Source organism: Dactylosporangium salmoneum, from assembly GCF_039532525.1.
Lineage (GTDB): Bacteria > Actinomycetota > Actinomycetes > Mycobacteriales > Micromonosporaceae > Dactylosporangium > Dactylosporangium salmoneum.
Genome location: NZ_BAAARV010000078.1, coordinates 34,540 through 49,311, shown reverse-complemented (window position 1 = coordinate 49,311; position 14,772 = coordinate 34,540). Strand labels below are relative to the sequence as shown.

General features: G+C 67.2%; 14 protein-coding genes and 1 tRNA gene. 7 read left to right on the top strand and 8 right to left on the bottom strand.

The annotated features are described in order from the left end of the window. Positions 1-304 precede the first annotated feature (304 nt). Together ABD352_RS39630 and ABD352_RS39625 are read right to left on the bottom strand one after the other, a co-directional pair. Positions 305-1,972: a hypothetical protein gene (locus ABD352_RS39630; protein ID WP_344617724.1), complete on the bottom strand. Its 1,668-nt coding sequence runs from the start codon at positions 1,970-1,972 to the stop codon at positions 305-307. Further along, positions 1,966-2,508, bottom strand: coding sequence for a hypothetical protein (locus ABD352_RS39625; protein WP_344617723.1), 543 nt, complete (start codon positions 2,506-2,508; stop codon positions 1,966-1,968). The genes ABD352_RS39630 and ABD352_RS39625 overlap by 7 nt, the downstream gene beginning before the upstream one ends. Positions 2,509-2,637: 129 nt before the next feature. On the opposite strand from ABD352_RS39625, the gene ABD352_RS39620 reads away from it, so the two are divergent. Further along, positions 2,638-5,457, top strand: a complete 2,820-nt coding sequence (locus tag ABD352_RS39620) for an AfsR/SARP family transcriptional regulator (protein WP_344617722.1) — start codon at positions 2,638-2,640, stop codon at positions 5,455-5,457. A 620-nt stretch (positions 5,458-6,077) separates the two neighbouring features. Here the strand turns inward: ABD352_RS39620 and ABD352_RS39615 are convergent. Further along, positions 6,078-6,710, bottom strand: coding sequence for a hypothetical protein (locus tag ABD352_RS39615; protein WP_344617721.1), 633 nt, complete (start codon positions 6,708-6,710; stop codon positions 6,078-6,080). Positions 6,711-6,922: 212 nt separating this feature from the next. Between ABD352_RS39615 and ABD352_RS39610 the strand changes: the two genes are divergently transcribed. Next, complete coding sequence (locus ABD352_RS39610) at positions 6,923-7,933, top strand: beta family protein (protein ID WP_344617720.1); 1,011 nt, start codon at positions 6,923-6,925, stop codon at positions 7,931-7,933. 283 nt (positions 7,934-8,216) lie between these two features. Here the strand turns inward: ABD352_RS39610 and ABD352_RS39605 are convergent, their stop codons facing one another. The 3 genes from ABD352_RS39605 to ABD352_RS39595 form a co-directional block, all read right to left on the bottom strand. Continuing rightward, positions 8,217-8,531 carry a helix-turn-helix domain-containing protein gene (locus ABD352_RS39605; RefSeq protein ID WP_344617719.1) on the bottom strand — a complete coding sequence of 105 codons (315 nt, stop codon included), beginning with the start codon at positions 8,529-8,531 and terminating at the stop codon, positions 8,217-8,219. Beyond that, positions 8,528-8,653 carry a hypothetical protein gene (locus ABD352_RS57855; protein WP_425553846.1) on the bottom strand — a complete coding sequence of 42 codons (126 nt, stop codon included), beginning with the start codon at positions 8,651-8,653 and terminating at the stop codon, positions 8,528-8,530. The genes ABD352_RS39605 and ABD352_RS57855 overlap by 4 nt, the downstream gene beginning before the upstream one ends. Before the next feature lie 903 nt (positions 8,654-9,556). Continuing rightward, positions 9,557-9,802 carry a hypothetical protein gene (locus ABD352_RS39595; protein WP_344617718.1) on the bottom strand — a complete coding sequence of 82 codons (246 nt, stop codon included), beginning with the start codon at positions 9,800-9,802 and terminating at the stop codon, positions 9,557-9,559. A 43-nt stretch (positions 9,803-9,845) separates the two neighbouring features. Here ABD352_RS39595 and ABD352_RS39590 point away from each other — a divergent pair, with 43 nt between their 5' ends. Beyond that, positions 9,846-10,124, top strand: a complete 279-nt coding sequence (locus ABD352_RS39590) for a hypothetical protein (RefSeq protein ID WP_344617717.1) — start codon at positions 9,846-9,848, stop codon at positions 10,122-10,124. 102 nt (positions 10,125-10,226) lie between these two features. On the opposite strand, the gene ABD352_RS39585 is transcribed toward ABD352_RS39590, so the two are convergent. Beyond that, positions 10,227-10,502 carry a hypothetical protein gene (locus tag ABD352_RS39585; RefSeq protein WP_344617716.1) on the bottom strand — a complete coding sequence of 92 codons (276 nt, stop codon included), beginning with the start codon at positions 10,500-10,502 and terminating at the stop codon, positions 10,227-10,229. A gap of 331 nt (positions 10,503-10,833) precedes the next feature. Between ABD352_RS39585 and ABD352_RS39580 the strand changes: the two genes are divergently transcribed. Beyond that, a tRNA-Met gene (locus ABD352_RS39580) sits at positions 10,834-10,907 on the top strand. 9 nt (positions 10,908-10,916) lie between these two features. Next, positions 10,917-11,171, top strand: coding sequence for a hypothetical protein (locus tag ABD352_RS39575; RefSeq protein ID WP_344617715.1), 255 nt, complete (start codon positions 10,917-10,919; stop codon positions 11,169-11,171). 582 nt (positions 11,172-11,753) lie between these two features. On the opposite strand, the gene ABD352_RS39570 is transcribed toward ABD352_RS39575, so the two are convergent. After that, complete coding sequence (locus ABD352_RS39570) at positions 11,754-13,418, bottom strand: plasmid pRiA4b ORF-3 family protein (protein ID WP_344617714.1); 1,665 nt, start codon at positions 13,416-13,418, stop codon at positions 11,754-11,756. A 402-nt stretch (positions 13,419-13,820) separates the two neighbouring features. On the opposite strand from ABD352_RS39570, the gene ABD352_RS39565 reads away from it, so the two are divergent. Both ABD352_RS39565 and ABD352_RS39560 read left to right on the top strand, forming a co-directional pair. Further along, positions 13,821-14,243: a type II toxin-antitoxin system RelE/ParE family toxin gene (locus ABD352_RS39565; RefSeq protein ID WP_344617713.1), complete on the top strand. Its 423-nt coding sequence runs from the start codon at positions 13,821-13,823 to the stop codon at positions 14,241-14,243. Next, positions 14,240-14,695, top strand: coding sequence for a helix-turn-helix domain-containing protein (locus ABD352_RS39560; RefSeq protein ID WP_344617712.1), 456 nt, complete (start codon positions 14,240-14,242; stop codon positions 14,693-14,695). The genes ABD352_RS39565 and ABD352_RS39560 overlap by 4 nt, the downstream gene beginning before the upstream one ends. The last annotated feature ends 77 nt before the right edge of the window (positions 14,696-14,772 follow it).

Genomic DNA, 14,772 nt, shown 5'->3' with positions numbered 1-14,772 from the left:
GCGGGGACGGTCTGGATCATCCGGCCCACCGCCGAACACGCGCCCGTGAACACGCTGACCTGGCGCACATCCTGCAGCGATGTGAAGCCTGCGCACCCTGGACCAGCTGGTCAGCGACTTCGCCGGCATGTTACGCCAACGCCAAGGCCAGCACCTGGACTCCTGGATCAACCGGGCACAGTCCAGCGGCGTCCCGCACCTCGCCGGCTTCGCCGCCGGCCGGTGCTGCCGGTGTCGGCAGCGAGGTCGCGGCAAGGAACCGTTCGGCGACGGCCGGGTCGGCGTTGTTGGTACCGGCAGCCTGCTAAAGGGACACGCTGTCAAGGCCGGTCCACCATCCTGGTGAACAGCCAGATTCAGCGATTTGACTCAACCGCACCACGTCATACGTGGCTTCCGAGTCCAGAATGGACGCGGCGGGATCGTCGGCCGCTCCGCCGGTCGTGAGGCGGTTCTGCGCAACTACCCTGTTCACGGCCGAGCGTAACGGCGGGGTCGGCGTATCGGCCAGGCAGGCCGCCTCGGCAAGCCGGAGCAGCTCGCTGTGCCCAGCGCCGGAGCCGATGTGCGCCAGGGCATCCTGCAGTGCCACTCCCAGGGCCTGTGTCCCATCCGGGTCGTGGCCGGTGCAGACGCGTATCAGCTGCCGGGTCGCGGCGGCGCGGAGCAGTCGTGACGAGCGGCTGGCCGGGTCCTTACCCGTGGCGAGCGCGTTGAGGTCCTGCTGCCATGTCGCGGGGGCCTGTTCTGGGCAGAACTTGGGATCGTGTTTTGCTGCGTCGAGCAGCGCCAGCACCAGATCGGTCCGTTCCAGGGCGGGTGGTGCGGCCGCCGCGATCGGTGTGGTGGGCAGGGCGGCGTGCCAGACCAGGGCGTCGTCCGGGGTCAGCTTGGTGGCGTCGAGCCGTGCCCTGACCTCGCTGAGCAGCTTGCCGTATTGGTCACTGTCCCTTGTCGACCGCGCGAGTACCCGCAGCGCGAACAGAGCGTGTGCCGTCTCGACCGCCAGGCCCTGCGGATCGACGTCGAGGATCGCGCCGCCCCATCGGACCAGCCGTTGTGCCGAGGCGGTTAGGTCCTGCGGCACCTGGACGGTCGCGTCCAGGTCGGTGATCGCGTCGAGAAGGTCGCGGGCCTGCTCTATGCCCGCAGTTGTCGCGCTACCGCTCGCGGTGCTGAAGCGCTGCTCGAATGCGGCAGCAGCGGCGGAGCCGATCGCGTCGCGTTGCTGCTGCTCTATTGCGCCGAGGTCGGTGAGGGCGCGGGCGGCGCGAAGCCGCTCTGCCACGAGCAGATCGCCGCTGGCGTCCAGGTGCGCCGCGACCTGGGCCAGCGTCTCGTGCGGACATTGGTCGCCCTGGTGCGCGGCGAGGCGCACGAGTAGACGTGCGTCAGGCTCGCTCGCGCCGATCAGGCGGTGGCAGACGTCGGGGATACGGGTGGTGGCGCGTACCTGTTCGACGTGGGCGGCGGCATCGGGGGCGAGGTGCGGGACCACGAGATCGAGCAGGTCGAGGGCGCGCAGGGTGGCGCCGAGGTCCACTTCGGACTGGCGGTGGGCTGGGTCGGCGAAGCCCGCGCCGGGCCGGCCTAGCTGTGCCACGGCGTCGGCGACTGCGGCGTTGTCCACGGCGGATGTGGCACGGGCGGCGAGGGCGGTCTGGCCCAGTGGGTCGTAGTCGCCGTAGAGGGCGCCGTGCCGGTATCGGTCGAAGGAGGCGACGGTCGTCGGCACATGAGCGGCCCGCAGCACCAGGATCGCATTGGCCAGGCCGTTGAGGTCACCGGCCGGGTTCGGACTGTCGAGATAGGACTGCGGCGAGGTGACGTGCAGCAGGTCGAGCAGGCGCTGCTCGGTCTGCCGACTCCAGCCAGAGGCGGCGGGCCCGGGTGCGGGCCCGGCACAGGCACTCAGGCCGAGCGCGAGGGCGGCCAGGGCCGCCCCCGCGCTCGTCAGACGATGCGTCAGCACAGCGTCTCGTGCCGTTCCTTGCCGAGGTGGTACCAGTTGCCGCCGATGTTGTAGAACCCGTCCGACTGGTGGCTGATCCGATAGAACCAGCTGGACGTGCCGACGGCAAAGTTGTTGCCGCCACGGTAGTAGTGCTGCGACGAGGTGTACCCGTTGACCGTGGTGTCCCAGCTGACGCTGTTGCTGCCGGTGGTGAAGCCCGAGCCGGCGCCCGCCGGTGCGTTCACGCTCACCGAGCCGACGGAGACGCCGAAGGTCCAGGTGTCCCTGAGCTCCAGCGCGGCAGGGTTCACGGATCCGGCGTACCGGTAGACGTTGCTGTCACCGCTGATGTAGAAGTGATCGCACCCCGAGCTCAGGTCGTTGGTGTCCTCGAAGTTCAGCGCGAAGTAATAGATCCCGCTGACCACGTTGTCGCCGCGATGCCAGGTCCACGTCGAGCCGGGCACCTGATAGGCCTGAGCCGGAGTAGCGCCGACGGCGACTGCGAGCGCCGCAGTACACGTGGCGATGAGGGGGCCGATGAGTTTCCGCACCCTGTTTCCTCTCCTTGGGACGGCAGTTGGTATTGGCTCTCTGAGCTTCGTGACAGCTGCTAACGTTCCGCTCACGCCGGGCTCACCTCCGGTGGTTGAGGTGCCGAGTCGCACTGGTGTTGGGGGAACATGAGCGCGGGCGTACGGTTCGGTCTGCTCGGCCCGTTGTGGATCACGGCCGATGAGGGTCGGATCGACATTCCTGGTGCTCGGCAACGGGTCCTGCTGGCGGCGCTGCTGTTGCGGGCGGGACGGCCGGTCGGCGTCAGCGAACTGCAGACGATCATCTGGGGCGACGGCGGACTGCGCCGCTCGTCCGGCGCGCTGCACATGACCGTGGCCCGGCTTCGCGAGCGGCTGGGCGGTGCGTTGCGCGAGTCGCTGCGGCACACCGCGGGCGGATACATGCTGGACGTCGATCCTTCCGAGGTGGACACGGTCCAATTCGAGATGGCCGAGCGCCTGGGCGACAAGGCCTTACGAGCGGGCGAGTGGGCGCAGGCGGCCGCGCATTTCGAGGGCGGCCTCGCGCTCTGGCGGGGCGAGCCGCTTGCCGATGTACCCGCTCCGGTGTTGCACGACCAGCTGGGCCACCTACCCGAGTTGCGCCTGCGAATCGTCGAGGGGTTACATGAGGCCCGGCTGCGCGTGGGCAGCTTCAGCGAGTCCGTCGGCGAGCTGCAAACGCTCGTGCTGCTCTATCCGTTCCGTGAGCGGTTGCACTGGCTGCTGATGACCGCGCTGCATGCCGTCGGCCGCCGTAGCGAGGCGCTGGAGGTCTACCGGATTGCCCGTGCCAAGCTCACCGACGAACTGGGCATCGACCCGGGACTGGAGCTCGAGCGGCTGCATCGGCGGATCCTGGCCGACGACCCCGATCTGGCGCGCCGGTCGATGCCGGAGCCCACCGTGGAGCATGTCCCGGCGGCACCGGAGGTTGGTGTGCCTGACGTCATACCGAGGCAGCTGCCCGCGGACATCGCCGACTTCACTGGGCGGGAACAGCAGGTCCACCAGCTGCGCAACCTCTGCGAGGCGCAGCTGCACCGGACCAGCGTCGTCGTACTGTCCGCCGTGGTCGGAGCCGGCGGTATCGGCAAGACGAGCCTGGCCATCCACGTCGGCCACAGTCTGCGCTCACGTTTCCCCGACGGGCAGCTCTACGCGAGCCTGCGTGGCATGACCACCCCCGCCCGGCCCGTCGACATCCTCGATCAGTTCGTCCGCGCCCTAGGCGGCGATCCCGCCGCTGCCACCGACAGTGAGGACGCCACTGCGGCGAGGTTTCGCACCCTGGTGGCCGACCGGCGGATCCTCATCGTGCTTGACGACGCCGCCGACGCCGCCCAGGTACGCCCGCTGCTGCCCGGCACAACCTCGTGTTCGGTGGTGGTCACCAGCCGTCACCGGCTGGCCGGGCTCGACGGCGTCGCACGCATCGACTTGGACGTAATGAGCCCCGCCGACGGCCTGACCATGTTCGAGCGGATCGTCGGCACGCACGCGGTCGCCGCCGAGCCCGAATCCAGCTGGCAGGTTGTGCGGGCATGCGGTGGGCTGCCGTTGGCGATCCGGATGGCCGCGGCCCGGTTGGTTGCCGAGCCCGGCTGGAACATCCGTACGCTGGCCGATCGGCTGGCCGACCGGTCTCAGCTGCTCGACGAACTCGGTGTCGAGGACCGGGCGGTCCGCACGACCTTGGCCGTCGGCTACCAGCGGCTGACCGCCGAGCAGGCACGCGCGTTCGCGCTGCTCGGCAGATGGACCGGCCCAGATCTCAGCGTCGAGGCCGCGGCCGCGCTGCTCCACCGGACCGTCGCCGAGACCGACGTCATCCTGCGTGACCTGACCGCAGTGCACCTTCTCGACAGCCCGAGCCCGGACCGGTACACCTTCCACGACCTGGTTCGCGTGTATGCGGCCGAACAGCCCGTCGACGGACAGACCGCGGCGATCCGCCGGTTGGCCGGCTGGTACCTGCACTGCGCCGAGGCGGCCATGCTCTACCTGCGCAGGTCATCCCTGCATCTGGACCTCGCCTCGATCGAGCTCGGCCAGTCAGCACTGCGGTTCGCCGATCGGGTCACCGCCGTCGCATGGCTGGACCTCGAACACGCCAATCTGGTGGCGGCCGTCGTGTGCGCCAGCGGCGTCGGGGCCGCGGACGTCGCCTGGCAACTGCCCGTCGTGCTGGGCAACTACTTCCTCCTGCGCGGTCGGTGGTCGGACTGGGCCCAGACCTGCGCGACGGGGCTCGCCGCGGCCCGCGCGACCGGCGATCTCGAGGGTCAGTGCCGGGTCCTCAACGGGCTCGGCAACGTACTCATGCAACAAGGGCGCCTCGTGGACTCCGTGGACTGTCTGCGCGAGGCCATCGAGATCAGCCGGGCCGCCGGTATCACGTCCAACGAGATCGGCGCGTTGAGCAATCTCGGCTACTCCTACGGCGAGATGGGAGACTTCGACAGCGCCACCGAGGCCCACCTGGCGGCCCTGAAACTCAACCGCGAAGCCGGTGATCGCTACTCGGAAGGCAACCTGCTCAGTAACCTCGCCCGGGTCGCGTTCCTGCAGCACGACTTCGCCCGCGCGATCTCCCGATGCGAAGAAGCCGCTGCGGTCTTCCTGGCGATTGGCAACAACCACAGCTACGCGATGGCCCTCAACAACCTCGGCGAGATCCACAGCGCCGCCGGACACCAACCCGCCGCCCTCTCCCACCTCAGCGAGGCACTGCGCCGCCATCGCGCGCTGGACAACCGCTACATGGAGGCGGGCACACTGATCAACCTCGGCAACGCCCTGTGCATGCACGGCCAGACAGCCGAGGGCCACCAGCACTGGCAGCAGGCGCTCGAGGTCATGGAGTCCACCGACGATCCGCGTACCGGGACACTGCGATCCGCCCTCGCGCACGTGACCCCGCAGACCAGAGAACTGACCCTCTGAATGCAGTAACGTCCGGAACAGAACACCCAGCGCTAGCGCGGTTCCACGGCCGGTCCCCCGTACGACAGCTTCGCCTGTAACCTACCTAGAAATTTCCTAGGTAGGTTACATTCAACCTGTGGAGACCGTCGACGGCGTCGAGTTGCTGCTCGACGCCGGCCTGGATCGACGGGTCACGGGTAGCGCCGAGGTTGAGATCAGCACCGGCGACGGTCGGTGGTCACGCCGCCAGGTCATGCTGCTGCGCCATTCGCCGAGCCCGCGCGCGATCGATCGGGCCGTGACGGCGCTCCGGCCGCGCGTGGACGGGCTGCTCTTCGTGGTACCGCGGGCGGGGCGTGCCTTGAAAAGCGCCGCTGAACGGGATCACCGCATCGCCTACTCGGCGGTGGATGAGGCGGTCGTCTGCTTCCAAGGCGAGTTATGTTCGTTTTCGCGAGCATTGCCAGTGCTCTTTAGTGCTAGCTTGTCCGGATTTTCGTCCCATGCCGTCGGGTGCGTCCATGACGGCGGGGCAGGGTCCAGGAACGGCGGAGCACGGTTGGAACGCAGCCGTATCCATTATGGACAGTCGCTTGGCCGGGCAACATTGCAAGCGGTTCGTGGAATGGATGCACCGGCTATCGCTGCCCAGCGCTGGCATCGCCGAGCTGAGGGAACCGTGCTTCCCAGAGCCTGCGGATCTTCGGCGGAAGATACATGCTGGCCCATTCGGTGGCGAGCCTGTCAGCATTGAGCCACGTAGCGAGGTCGGCGACGGTCTGCGCCTCTTGCAGGACGGTCTTGTACATGGTGACGAGCCGTTTGGGGTCATCAAGGTCGTAGACCCGGTGGCCGGACCAGTCGAGATGGTTCGGCAGGGCGACCGTGCCGTTGATAGGGCCGTTCAGTTGGGAGAGGCTGTCTGCGACGACGATGGGCTTCCGCTCACCGTAGGGCATGTAGTCAGCGGGCGGCGTGGATGCTGGCGTGGCCTCGACTTTGCCGCGCGCATCGCGCTTCCGCCGCTGCCGCGGCGGCAAATTCTCCTGGGCGATGGACTCACGCGTGAGGCCACTACTCATGTTCTCGAGGTCGTCGGCCACGGGGGCGACGCAGGGCTGGGACACCATGATGCGTGCGTCGAGCTGGGCCCGGGTCAGTCCTGCTCGCTCTCGCAGTGCCACCAGCCGCAGTTCCTCCTCGACTTCGACCACGCGTTCCGCGGCGCCCTCGACCGACAGAAGCCGGGCTTCCCAATCCTTCAGGCTCATCGCCGCTCCCTCCTCGTCGCTGACGTCCGGCCGCAGCGGTACGGCCTCTGCTTGCGTTGGGCGGCCAGCGCCGCCTGCGCATTAGCCAGCGCCCGCAACAGGACACCCGGGCATTCGAGACTCACTGTTGCCAAGCGACTACAGATGGTCCAATATTGATTGTCGTAAGTGCTTACTGCCGGACGCCGGGAGTGAGTCAGTTGGCTATGTACATGCCGGTCCTCAAGGGCCGTGAGGGCGAGTTTACGGCGATCAGCAATCTCACGGACGATCTGATCCCTCACCTGTTGCCGATCATGGAGGTCCAGCCGACAGGCAAAGGGCCCGCGAAAGACACATGGGATTTCACCGTCAAAGTCCGAGACCGCCTGCCCTGCAACCTCCTGATTGCCGTTGACGTTCGCTACCTCGCAGATCCACCCTCCAACGTCCGCCGTCCGTTGCAGAGCATCGCAGCCGATCTGGACGCGTTGAAAGTCCCGATGCTTCCGGTCGTCCACCTCCAGGACAGCCGCGATCGGATGACAGACGTCGGAGACGCCGCGGAACTACACTGCGGCCGCGCAGTCCTCCGGCTCGGTAGCGAAGTGGTCGATCCCGACGACGAGGACGCCGAGCGGATGCTCAACAAGATCCGCAAAGATGCGGGCCTTACACCGGAACAGTGCGACCTCGTGATCGACATGTTCGAGATGCGATCCGAACGAGATCTCACGCGCGCCGAGCCTATCGCCCGAAAGTGCCTGGCCTGGGCTCAAAGAAGGCCTTGGCGGTCGATCGCGGTCGCGGCGGGCGCAATGCCGGACAGCATGTCACACCTGCCCCCACGGACCGCTAGCCCCATCCGGCGATGGGACATAGCACTCTGGCAACGCGTACAAGAGGAAGCTATCCACTACGGCGACTACGCTATCGCTCATCCGAGGATGACCGGCAAGGGCTGGAGACCTGGACCAAACCTCCGCTACACCGCCGACGATTCGTGGTGGATCTATCGCTGGCCCGACAGGGACGCCAACGCCGCCATGCATGAACTGTGCGATGCCCTGATCTCGTCTGATCATTGGCCATCCAACGGTGCCACCTTCTCGTGGGGCGACGAGGAGATCGCGCGACGCGCACGTGACGGAAGTAGACCAGGAAACCCGACAAATTGGCGAGCTTGGGGCACATCACATCATCTGGTGCATGTAATAGATCAGCTGAATCGCCTCGAGACATAACCCGACGCGTCATCTGTAGCACCAGGTGAACTCCTCGTCACCGCACGGTTGGACGGCGACCGGTAGGGGTGTCTAATTAGGGGTGTCGTCGATGCCAGCGGGGCCGGCAGACGATCTCGCCGACCGCACTCGCGCCCGTCGGCGGGCCGCAAACCTTCATGTTGTCCTGCCGGCCCCTGATGGCTCCTTCGTCAGCGAATGGCGGTCACCGTGAAGCAGCCGGCTGCACCGAACACCACGAACGAGCGGTTGAGAATGCGGCCATCGCGTTCGTACTCGCGGATCAGGCGATCTGGCGGAGGTCGTTGCCGTAGTCGAAAATGATCCGCATCCGCGCACCGAGCGCCTGTGCGTATCGGCTCAAGGTGGCAACCTCATTGACATCTAGGTCACCGTTCTCGATCTGACTCACCCTGCCCGGCGTCACACCCATGAGGTCGGCAACCTGGCGCTGCGTCAGCCCCAGCCGCTTTCGTTCCTCGGCGAGGTGGAAGGCGCTGACCCACGCTTCGGTGCGCGCGCGCTCCTCGGCAAGTGCGTCGGTGTCGCCGTCGTCCAGCTCGGCGCGAATGTCCCGCCAGTCGTGGAACTCGGTCATGAGTCCTCCCTCCGCTTCCGCTCGAATGCCAACCAGGCTTCGTACGCGACTTCCGCCACTGGAATCGCCGTCTTGTACCACCCTGACCAGTCCCCGGCCTTGTTGCCGGCGACCAGCAGCACCGCTTGCGACCACGGGTCGAAGACGAACAGGATCCGGATCGCAACTTCGCCCGGACCTCGGCCGCAGTTCCTTCAGGTTGCCGATGGCCGACCCTTGCAGGGTATCGACCAGCGGACGCCCAAGCGCCGGGCCTCGCTCTGCCAACATGTCGAGAGCCACGTTGACGGAGGTAGGTGTTCGTGTCTGTCTGCCGCAACGTGCGCAGCCACTGCCGAACGTCGGCGGTGGTCTTGACGTCCATCGGCTCGCGGGTTCCGGCGACACGTCACAACTATAGCTCGGGCTAAACCCGCGCGTCGACGTTCCACCTCTACCCACCTGCCGAATCATGACTTGCGATCATCGGGCGTGGGGTTGGTCAACGGGCGATTACTCAACCGGATGGCACCCACCAAGCGACACCGACGGCCACAGGGTGTCGACTTCGGATTCAGCATCGGAAGGTTCTCAGCCGCAGTTCCGGCACCGAGGGTGTCGGCCCGGCTCGACGTCGCTGACCGGCATGCAAGTCGGCGCAGCCATGCCGCGCAGGTGGCTGAGCACGCGGGGCAACGGTGGCGCGAGCACCAAAGAGCACGAACACCGGCCAGACGGCTCACCAGCTACCGAAACTGCGGAGATTGGACTCGAACCTTCCGATTTCAAGGCGAGTTATGTCCGTTTTTGCGAGCATTGTCAATGCTGTTTAGTGGTAGCTTGTCCGGATTTTCGTCCCACCTCGGCGAACACGTCCAGGACGGCAAGGCGGGGTCCAGGAACAGCAGAGCACGTATGGAACGCAGCCGAATCCACTATGGATAGTCGCCATGGTGGGTGTCATTGCCACCATGATGTTCACGTGGCGGCCGCGTCCATACTCGCAGGCGTGCCGATCAAGACCCACCACTCGCCGACGCGGTCCCTCAACCGGACAACCGGGCCACGCCGTAGAGGAATGTCGCGGACTCGAGGAACTCCGCGGTCAGACGGCCCGGCCATCCGCGGTCGGCGGCGACGATGAGTGCCCGGACGTTCTGGCCGAGCTGTAAAGACGCTCGTCGCCGCTGCCAGCCGCCGGAAACGCGGGCCCCGGAACGAGCCAGCCAATAGATCATGAACATCAAGACGACGGCCAGTACGAGCACGGACAGCTGGCTCTTGATCAACAACTGGCCGAAGGGGTGGCACCCCCGACAGCTAGAATCGGGCATTATGAGCACCTACTCGGGGCCAGCCAGGCTCATCCTCGCCGACGGCACACGGGTGCCAGGCACAGCCTCGCTCAAAACGAACCAACCCGGTCGTCCCGCCGGCTGGGGTGGCACATTCCGGCCCGACGAAACCACCGCCGCCGTCCGGGCCTCGGGCGACGGCGTGCAGATCGAGCTGCCGTACGAAGAGTTCGGTGACGTGGCAGTGACCGGCACGCGGCGTCTCCTCGCCACGCAGATCCTGATGTCGTTGGCAGGCCGCGGCCCGGCACCGTTCTAGCGCAGCCGTACGCGCCGGGCCATGCCGGTCCCTGGTATCGCGGGTCGAGGCCGAGCAGGGCCCCCTTCGCCCGGGTCGTCGGCCGGCTGCGGTCGGCGCCGGTCAGCGGACCGTATTCGGCTCGCCGGTGGGTTCGTCGCGTTCACCGCTCGGACTCCAGCGCAAGGCCCGTGCGGAGATCAGCAAGGCGGCGAGGCAGGTGACCAGCCGGACACTCATGGCCACGATAGGTTCGAGGTGCCGTGCGTCACGGAAGTACATGGTGTGTGCACGATGGCGCCGGTCGGCAGATAGGCCGCAGAAGGCGAACAGCCCCGGCAGCAGAGGCGCCGAGACCGCGCCGCCGGCTGAGGGGTTCCCGACCGCGACGAACAGCATTCAGGCAGGGATGATCGCCCGGTTAGGCCACTCGGGTCGGTGCGGGGAAGCGGGCGTACATCGATAGCGTGCAGCGGAGCCGGCTCACCCGGTGCCAACTGCTGCCCCACCTTCTCGACCGCGGTCGTAAGCAGTGCGGCTATCGGGGCGCTGGAAGCGCTGGAGACGAGTAGCAGCGGGGGGTGCGGGCCGAGTATGAGCGCGGCTCTGGCCGGCACGCCGGCGAACAGGGGTACGGCGACACAGACGTGACACGGCGCGCGGCCCGGACCGCCCGGTCGGGGGTCGTTCTGTGGCGGCCGGGGATGGTGAGATACGGTGTACGAACCGACGCGGGGTGGAGCAGCTCGGTAGCTCGCTGGGCTCATAACCCAGAGGTCGCAGGTTCAAATCCTGTCTCCGCTACAACTGAAAGTGCAGGTCAAGGGCCGTTTTTCAGACTTCGAAGAGCGGCCCTTCATCGTATGGACCGTCGAACGGGCCAGACGCATCGGCATCCGCCAGATCGGTAGCTGGCGCCGGAACGAGACGCCCGTACTGGGCTCGCACCGCGATGCCGCGGTACACCTTCACGACTTGGCCCGGCACAGCCGGCGCCGCTCCAAGCTCGAGGTGCCGGCGGCACGACTCGCAACGCTCATCGCGTCCCTGGTCACGCGATCCGGCTGACGACTTGGCCTTCATACGAAGGCAAGCGTTAATCGACCTCTACCGTCCCGTTGCGAGCGTCGATGAACACCGCCACTTTCAGTACCGCTGCCGGAAGCGATTTCGGTGTGCTCGTTGCCGACCGTCGGCGGAAGCCCGGGCTGAGCCAGCGGGATCTAGCCAATCGGATCTGCCTGGTGTTCGGGCGGCTTACTGGCAGCGCCAGACGGCGGCTTTCGTCAGGCCGTTCGCGTCGGCGGCCCGGCCGGCGAGCGTACGGGCGTCGTCGCTGATGAAGACGACCGTCGGCACCCGGCTGAGCGGTGGGCACACCGGTGGGCGCGCCGCCGATGACGGTGCCGTGGATGCTGGTCGGCCAGTAGCCCGCGGCCTGACGACCTGCGACCACGGGCGACGGAACTGCCGGTGTTCGCCGTTGGGCAGCCAGACGTAACCCTGGCTCGCGCCGCCCGGGAGGTGCACTACGCCGACGATGGCGCCGTCGGCCGTGACCGCCGTGGGCGATGTGGCCCGGGTCGGGGCGAGGGCCAGGAACGGCGGAACGAACGGAACACAACAAAATCTACTGTGGACAGTTGCCGGCTACGGACGACCGGCCTGTGCCTGAAGCCCGTCCATGTTCGATGCGCCGAGTAGCGCCGCCAGCCTGCGGTTGACCGCTTCGACGTCGAACGGAGCCGCGCCGGGGCCGTCTTCGGGATTCCAGTCCTCGATCGGGGCGTCGCCGCGACCTTCGGTGCACACGATATCGATGACGTCCAGATCATCCATTTCGTCGATCCGCTCGACGGTGATTCGGTGCTCCCACCAGTCGCCCAGGTCGTAGACGTACGTCATCGTGGTGCCTTCGTTGGGCATGGCTTTTGCCAGCCGTACGGCGGACTCGTCGTCGCAGTCGTCAAGCACGAACTCGGGGTCGGCGTACCGATTCCGGTCTGTCTCGAAGATGTGCAGGTGGTCGTCGTCCCAGTCGAAGGCCACCTGGATCGCTTGGTGCAGCAGGTCGAGCGTGATCGTGGCAGGTACGCGCAGCCTTCGCCACACCGGTGGCTTGACGCGCGACAGGGCAATCTTCAGCTGGTACACCCGTCGTGGCGGGCGCTCGGCGGCGGTAAGTGTGTCGCGGAGTCCCGGCGCACCGGGGTGATCGCTGGCGGTGACAATCGCCATCCCGCCGAAGTCCTCCACCAGGTGGTACGCCTCTTCGATGTCCTCAGAGGCGAGTGCGTACTCGACGGCCAACCAGCAATGATCTGCCTCGTCGGGCTCTGTCTCGTCCCAGGCTGCCAGAACCGCGCGGGCGTGCGGCGCCAGCATGGGCTGGTCCAGTGCCGCCTGCCAAACCGGCCGCATCGCCTCACCGAGGCCGCCGACCAGGTCGATCCCGGCGACCCGGGCGGCCGGCTTCGCCTCCACCGCGGCGGCCAGGACCTCGGACACGGCTTGGCCGAGATCGCGGCCGGCGAGCCAGCGTCGCACCTGCTGCCAGACGTCCTGATCCGGCAGCGATGCCAGCCTGGTCAACAGCTCTGCGGCTGGGAGGTCCGGGGAGACCGATTGCGGGCTGATTGCTGCGAAGCGTCGGCTCGCCCATCGCCCCAGGGACGTCAGCCGCGCCGTGGCGTCGACCGCGCCGAACTCGGCAAGCACTTCCAACCCCGCCTCGACCGGCGTCACACCCCGCCGAAACGCCTCGAACACCGCGCCGAGTTGCCAGCCGTCCAATTCGTGCAGCCGCTCGTGAACAGCGTCTTCGAGCTCTTCAGCGGCCGGTGCGGGCTCGTTGTCCAGGACCGTCAGCAGCGTCCGGCACAGCATGACGGCGCCCTCGCCGCGACGATCATGGGACTCCGACCGCAGGACCGCGATCAGCGCAACCCACCATGCTTCCAGCCGATCGCCTGCCGGGCCGGCAGCGGCCGTCGCCCGGCCTGCATCGACCGCGATGAGCCCGATCGCCTGAGCCGCCACCCAAGGACGATGCAGCACCTCGACGTCGGCTGCGGTACGAGCACGCGGCGGCGCTGCAACGCCCATCGCCGCCGCCGCAGGCGGGATGTCGCCGGGCCGCAGCACGCCTTTCGCGGTCACCGGTCGCCCGGCCCCCACCCAGGCGGCCACCAACCCCGCGCGAACCATGATCGTGCAGTTGTCGACGTCGTGAGCGAGCGCAGCGGTCACCGCGAAAGCATAGAAGGACACTGCGTCGGCCTCGGTGAACACGAGGTCGTCGAGCCACTCCAGCAACGGCTGGCGAGCCGTGTCGTACTCGTGCCAGACGACGTCGAGCAGCCGTCAGATGGTCGGTGCCGGTCCGGCCGCGAGCGGTCTCCCACCCTTCGATCTCCCAAAACTTCTGGTGATCCTGGCGGGTGGGTGTCGGCCAGCTCATCCGCCCTTGAAGTGCGCCCGAGCAGCCGAGTAACTGTCGAACTGCGAGGCAGCGGACATATTCCGGACGCAGCTGGTGTATCCGCCCACGGAACGCCTTGCGCTGGCCGTCGCGTGCGCCGAGCGCATCGCGAGTTGCCATGCTGTTGTAACTCACCTAGAAAATCTTTAGGTGGGTTACAGGGCTCTAGTTCTGCCGTGGTGGCGCATGGTGATAGCGGCTTGTGGACGCGTTGATGATAACGCTATTGTTATGACATGGCGCCTGGCGGATGGGCGGTGGAGTTTCACGCCGACTGCGAGAAGTGGGCCGATAGCCTGGACCGGCTGGACGCCGAAGCACTACTGGCGGCGATCAGGATCCTCCGGGACCAAGGCCCGGCGCTGGGTCGACCGCTGGTCGACACGGTCGAGGGCAGCCGGCACGCCAATATGAAGGAGCTGCGACCCGGCTCGACCGGCCGCACTGAGATCCGCCTGCTCTTTGCCTTCGACCTGCAGCGGCAAGCCATCCTGCTCGTCGGCGGCGACAAGAGCGGCAACTGGTCCGGCTGGTACGAGACGAATATTCCTATCGCCGACCAGCGGTTCAGCGAGCATCAGGCAACACTTGAAGCGCGGAGAAGCCAGTCGGCAAAACTACGCGGGAACTCAGGGGCGCGGAGAAGGGGGCGGCGATGAGCCTGAAGGATTGGGAGCAGCGGGTTCTGGCCGTCGAGGGTGCGGCAGAACGAGTCGCCGAGGTCGAAGAGGAGCTGCGGCTGGCCGCCGGCCTGACGGCACTGCGCGAACGGGCGGGTTTGAGCCAGGCTGAGGTTGCCGAGCGTATCGGCGTTTCCCAGCCACGCGTGGCCGCTATTGAACGGTCCTCGAACATCACGCTCGAGCTACTGGAGCGCTATGTCAGTGCGTTGCTGCCTGGTGGAGGGCTGGAGATCGTCGCCGTGCAGGGACGCCGCAGGTTCCCGCTCTTGACCTCATCCGAGACGGCCGCCAACGCAGGCGCCGCCTCGTCCCCGGTTCGCAAGCTGCGGAAGGTCACGAGTGCTTCCGGGCGATTGAGTGCCCGCACTGCCCGGAGGACAACGGTGCTGGGTAAGCGCGGATCGGCCGCGCGGAAAAAGGCTTCATAAAACGCTGAAAGCACCACAGGCCCCTTACCGGTCCCGGAAGGCCGACGGTGCTCAATCGGCGCAGGGGGCGCGAGGTC